At 66.6% G+C, this 5735-nt stretch carries 4 protein-coding genes; 3 read left to right on the top strand and 1 reads right to left on the bottom strand.

Annotated elements, in window-relative coordinates:
• Both ACIRA7_RS14360 and ACIRA7_RS14355 read left to right on the top strand, forming a co-directional pair.
• Nucleotides 1-519 (top strand): APC family permease (locus tag ACIRA7_RS14360; protein ID WP_396221537.1); only part of this gene is annotated, 519 nt, incomplete at its 5' end.
• 80 nt (nt 520-599) lie between these two features.
• Nucleotides 600-1004 carry a hypothetical protein gene (locus tag ACIRA7_RS14355; RefSeq protein WP_396221536.1) on the top strand — a complete coding sequence of 135 codons (405 nt, stop codon included), beginning with the start codon at nt 600-602 and terminating at the stop codon, nt 1002-1004.
• Nucleotides 1005-1087: 83 nt separating this feature from the next.
• Here the strand turns inward: ACIRA7_RS14355 and ACIRA7_RS14350 are convergent, their stop codons facing one another.
• Complete coding sequence (locus tag ACIRA7_RS14350) at nt 1088-2803, bottom strand: peptidase dimerization domain-containing protein (protein ID WP_396221534.1); 1716 nt, start codon at nt 2801-2803, stop codon at nt 1088-1090.
• A 176-nt stretch (nt 2804-2979) separates the two neighbouring features.
• On the opposite strand from ACIRA7_RS14350, the gene ACIRA7_RS14345 reads away from it, so the two are divergent.
• A complete protein-coding gene (locus ACIRA7_RS14345) occupies nt 2980-5595 on the top strand; it encodes a hypothetical protein (protein WP_396221533.1) in 2616 nt (871 codons plus the stop codon).
• Nucleotides 5596-5735: the final 140 nt, after the last annotated feature.

The raw sequence follows: 5735 nt of genomic DNA, 5'->3' as shown, positions 1-5735 counted from the left end.
CTGGGCCCGTGGGGGCGCTCTCTCCTGCTCGGCGCTGTCTCGCTCTCGATCTTCGGCACCATCAACGGCGACCTCCTGGTCTCTCCGCGATGCCTTTATGCGGCCGCCAAGGACGGATTGCTCCCCGCGCCGCTGGCGAGGCTCCATCCGCGCACCGGCTCGCCGTACGTGGCCATTCTGGTGTTCGCGGCGATCGCTTGCGCGCTGGCGGTGCTCGGGGCCTTCAAATCGCTGGCCATCCTGGGCACCTCGTCGGTGTTGCTGGTGGACGTCTTCGTGTGCCTGGCTGTGTTGCGCCTGCGGCAGCGTGGCGTACAGGCCGCTGACGCCCCCTTCGTCATCCCCGGCGGGCCGCTCGTACCGATCCTGGGGGCCACGGTGTGCCTCTGGGTGCTCTCCAACCTGGCACGGGAAGAGTTGCTCGGGCTCAGCGCTCTGGTCTTCTTCTCGGGCGGCCTGTACCTGCGCATCATGCGGGCGCGCCAGTTCGCAGCGGCAAGGGCGGCCCGCTCCTCCTGATTCGCCATCGCGCCCCGGCGGTGCGATATTCGCAGACACCGCTCTGCTTCACCCGCTATTCACGCACAAGGACTTCACCCATGCGACACGCCCTTCGCTACGCCGGCAACTTCGAAACGAACTTTCCGAAGCTGACCTCCGCCACGACGTCCTTTCAGGGCAGTGATGGCCAGCCGCACGACTACGCCCCGTGGCCGGAAGGGGTGGACGGGTTGCGTATCTCGTTCATGGAGAAGGCCGGCAAGAAGTTCGTGGCGGTCCGCATCGCCGACGATACGAGTGACGTCGTGTTGCACAACGAGATGGTGCTGGTGCCGGGCGAGCATTTCGGCTTTGGTGTGCACCTGCATGGCACGCCCACGGTGATCGAGGACAACATCGCCATCATGAAGCTGCTGGAAGACGCGACCAAGAAGAATGTGGGGCACAGCGACGAACTGCTGCAGATACGGGCGCGCTTCAAGGCCGCGACCGCCAAGCACTAGAGTTCGCGGCAACACAAAGGGCGTGCGGCGCTGATTCACTCAGCGTCGCACGCCCTTCGCCGTTACCTCCTACTACTGCGTGCTTACTGCTTTTCCTTCCCGTCGTCGCCCTTCGGCTGCGCAACTTGCGCCCGTACCGTCGGGTACTCGATGCCGAGCTGCTCGAGATACGTTTTGAACTTCGTCGGATCGTAGTAGAACTTCTGCAGCTGCGTCTTGTACTTCGCCATGATGTCGGCGTTCAGGTACGTCGGCGGTGTGTCCTGTGGACGGATGAACGGCGTGTACTTCACGTCCTTCGTCTGCACGTTCTTGAAATAATCCCACGCGTCGGCCACGACCTTCGGCGTCATGAAGATGTCGAGCATCGTGAGCGCCTGCACCTTCGCACCGGCCAGGGCGCCCTTGTGCGCGATCGGCGTCGCCATCGAGATCGCGTTGGCCCAGTTGTGCCCCGGCAGTCCCGGAATGTTCGACGGGAAGCGCAGCGTGATCGTGGGCACGTTCCACGCGATGTCACCGATGTCGTCGGAACCGCCACCCATCCAGTTCTGCGGCGTTTCGGCGCCACGCAGCTGCTTGTTCACCTGCTCCGACAGGCCGAAGTCCGGCGATCCTAGTTCCTTCTGGATGCCCTTCGCCAGCGTCTGGTCTTTGTCGTCCCACTTGGGCATGCCGACCGCGACCACGTTGGCGTGCATCGCTTCGGCGATCGGCTTGCTGAAGTGTGCCGACCATCCGGAGCCGAGAATCGCGATCGTGTCGAGCTTCGTGTCCGTCATCATCGCCGCGCCTTCGGCGATCTTCTTGCCCACCTCGAACAGCGCCATCGTGCGCGGATAGTCCTGCTCGCGGAAGTAGAACCAGATGCTCGCCGTGCTCGGCACCACGTTCGGCTGATCGCCACCGTCCTTGATCACGTAGTGCGAGCGCTGCTGCAGCCGCAGATGTTCACGCTTGTACTCCCATGCCTGACCCATCAGCATCACGGCGTCGAGCGCGCTCTTGCCGCTCCACGGCGCACCGGCTGCGTGGGCGCTGGAGCCACGGAAACGGAATTCGGCGGATAGCAGGGCACTCGAGCCGCTGGCCCCCCAGGACACGCCGAGATCGTTGCCGACATGCGTGAACAGCGTGACGTCGGTGTTCTTGAACAGCCCTGAGCGCACGAGGAACGCCTTGCCCGCCATCTGTTCCTCGGCAATGCCCGGCCACAGCAGCAGCGTGCCGTTGATCTTGTCGCGCTGCATGAGCTGCTTGACCACGATCGCCGCCACGATGTTCACGGCCTGACCGGCGTTGTGCCCTTCGCCATGTCCCGGGCCGCCGCTCACCATCGGGTCGCGATACCCCACGCCCGGCTTGTTGCTGGCCTGCGGGATGCCGTCCACATCGGAGCCGAGGGAAATCTCCGGCTTGCCGGTGCCGTAGCTCCACTTGGCGGTCCAGGACGAGGGCATGCCCGCCACGCCCTTCTCGATCGTGAACCCTTCCTTTTGCAGCAGCGTGGTGATGTAGCGCTGCGACTCGAACTCCTGGAAGCCGAGTTCCTGGAACGAGAAGAGCATGTCCACGATTTCCTGGACTTGCTTGGCGCGCGACTCGACCATCTGCAGCGCCTCGGCCTTGAGCTTCTCGAGGCGGGGGTCGGCGGAGGCAGCGGGGGCGGTGGCCGGCGGAACGGTCGCGCCCTGCGCCAGCAGCGCGGGCGCAGACGACGGCACCGCGGCCAATGCCGTCAGGCCGAGGACAACGGAACGGGTAGAGCGAAAGCACTCGCGAAAGCGGGTCGGATGCACGGCGGACTCCCTGGGGTGGTCGGCGACTTTCGGACGGGGCTCGCCGGCACCCCCTCACCAACGGGGCAGCACAGGCGAACCACGAAACTACGTTTCGGGACGGGAAACCGCTCGGTTGGCCCTCCCGTACGGTCACCCGACAGCGCAGGTCGTTCCCTTTTCTTGTTCCCCCGTTCATGCGTCCTTCGAAATCGCTCCGTGCAGTCGCCCTCGTCGGCGTCATGAGCCTGGTCTCGGTCGCGAGCCCCGATGCCCTCCCGGGGCAGGCGCGCCGCGCGGCACCGGTCAAGCGCGACACGCTCACGGCCGCGGAACGCGCCGTCGCGCGGGAAACCTCCCGCGACGCCCGCGCCATGGCGCGCCGACAACTGTCTCCCGACAGTGTGGTGCGACGCCTGCGGGCCGACTCGGCCAGCGCCTCGGCCTTCAGCGACGCCGAGGCCAAGCAGATCCTCCTCAAGGCCCGCGAGGCGCGAGTGCGGCAGGACAGCGCGCTCCGGGCCTACAAGGCCACCGCCACCCAGCGCATTTCGATGGGCATGGGGGCGAGGCGGCTGGGGCTGGAAAAGCTGCTCTTCCGCGGCGACAACGTGGCCGAGATCGCGTGGCGTCGTGACGTGGGCGTCCGGGTGCGCCCCATCGGGTCCCGGCTGACCGTGCCGATGGGGAATGGGAGCGGGGACTTCAGCAGTGCCGTGTCCATTCCGTACTTCCCGGGGCGCGAGTCGCTGTGGTTCCCGAGCAGCAACTTCGGGGTGGTGAAGAGCGACATCGACGAACGCGAGGTGATTCATCCGCTCGCCAACGGCGCGGAGACGTACTACAAGTACGCGACCGGCGACTCCGTGGATATCACGATCCCTGGCGGCCGGGTGATCAAGCTGCGTGAGTTGCGCATCACGGCGCGCCGTCCGGAATGGCGGTTGTTCGTGGGCTCGTTCTGGTTCGATCGTGACGGCGGGCAGCTCGTGCGCGCGGCGTACCGGTTGGCGGTGGACCTCGAGATCTGGGATGTCGCCTCGGACGAGAGCGTGGCCGACCAGCAGGTGAGCCGCGAGGCCGATCGCCTGCGCGATTCGATCGCCCGGGTGCGGATGCCGCGTGACATGTACGTGAAAGATTCCATCCTGCGCGCGCCGTCGGTGCAGGCGCGGGCCAGCGGCACGGGGGGAGACGATGCACCGCCGGCGTGGGTGAAGGCGACGTTCCGTCCCGCCAAGGCCAAGCTCGATGCGATCACGGTGGAGTACGGCCTGTATCAGGGCAAGTTCTGGCTGCCGCGCGCCAACAGCGCCACGGCCTCGATGCAACTCGGCTTCATCCGCACGCCATTCAGCATCGATGAGAAATTCACGTACGACGAGGTGAACGGCGACTTCTCGCTGGCGGCGATCCCGGCCGCGCGCCTCGCGCGCACCGGCGCAGATTCGGCGTCCGGCACCGACGCGGCTGGCGATACTACGGTGCTGGTGGGGAACGGGGAGGTATCGATCAACATCGGGAGTGGCGCGGTGTCGGGCGGTACCGGCAGCGCTGAAGTCGATACGGCGAAGCTGTCGGCCACCGAGCGCCTGCGACGTCGGCTGTGCGCGCAGGATTCCACCTATACCCGCGTGGAGCGCCGCTACGAGGGCGCGTTGCGGGTGGCGTACGACATGCCGTGCGATGCCTCGAAGCTCGTGAATTCGCCGGCGCTGCCACCGGCGGTCACGTCGGATGATGAGCTCTTCGACCTCAAGGCCCGCGACGCACTGCTGGAGGCGCTCGACCTCTCGTTGCAGCCGGGATGGATGCCGCAGCGGCCCACGATTCGGGTCGGTTCCGACCTGCTGCGCTTCAACCGGGTGGAAGGGCTCTCGGCCGGCGTGAACGTATCACAAGTGCTGGGGGCCGGGTACACGCTCACCGGTGTGGCGCGCATCGGACACGCCGATCTGCACGCCAATGGCGAACTGTCGCTGGCGCGCAGCAACGGCGCGCGGACCGTCACGGCCACCGCGTACCATCGCCTCGCGGCCGTCAACCCCGACTGGGGTGGGGGACTCACGCTCGGTCCGTCGTTGCCGGCGCTCTTGTATGGGCGCGACGAAGGGTTCTACTACCGCTCCATGGGCGTCGAGCTCGGTGAGCGTCGCGAACAGCGCCGTGGCGCGTTCGAGTACAAACTGTTCGTCGAACGGCAGTGGACGGCGGGCGACTCCACGGTGGTCAACACCTTCTCGCTGGCAAAGCTGATTGCCGATCGGCGATTCGGTCGGAACATCCAAGCGGATCGCATGAGTGTGACCGGGGTGTCGGGGACGTACACGCGGGTGCTGCTCGAGCGTCCGCAGGGGCTGCGACTCACCACCGTGCTGAACGGCGAAGCGGGCACGGGGACCTTCCAGTATGCGCGCGCGTCCGTCGAGGCCACGGCGGCGCGTCCGGTGGGGCGATTCGCGACGGCGTTGACGGGCGCGATCGGCAGTTCGATCGGCAATGTCCCACGGCAGCGCGGCTGGTTTCTGGGCGGCGTGCGGACCGTGCGTGGGCAGATCCCCGGCACGCAAGACGGCGATGCGTTCTGGATGGCGCGTGCGGAAGTGGGGACGAAGCAGGGCGTCGTCCGGCCCGTCGGATTCTTTGACGTAGGCATGGCGGGGAGCCGAAAGACGTTCGGAACCGTGCAGCCGCAGCGTGGGGCCGGCGTTGGGTTCGGCGTCCTCGACGGGTTGCTTCGCGTAGACTTTTCGCGCGGCTTGTATCCGTTGAAGCGCTGGCGGACAGACTTTTACCTGAGTGCGGCGTTGTAACGCTCGGCGCGCTGGACAGCAGCCTCGGTCATCATGAACGGCCCGCAAGCGAAGCATGTCCTGTTCCGAGTGCTCGACGATCTGCACCTCGCGCTCGTGCTGCTGCTGGTCGATCCGACGCGACGGTGGGGTGGCAGGCC

It is taken from the genome of Gemmatimonas sp. (genome assembly GCF_044376735.1).
In the GTDB taxonomy this organism is placed as follows: Bacteria; Gemmatimonadota; Gemmatimonadetes; order Gemmatimonadales; family Gemmatimonadaceae; genus Gemmatimonas.
Note: the sequence above shows the minus strand (reverse complement) of the source record. Positions and strands in the feature narration are given on the sequence as shown.

What these genes read in the sequence shown, in the direction of transcription:
- ACIRA7_RS14355 (WP_396221536.1), top strand. Translation starts at nt 600, where the DNA reads ATGCGACACGCCCTTCGCTACGCCGGCAACTTCGAAACGAACTTTCCG.
- ACIRA7_RS14345 (WP_396221533.1), top strand. Translation starts at nt 2,980, where the DNA reads ATGCGTCCTTCGAAATCGCTCCGTGCAGTCGCCCTCGTCGGCGTCATG.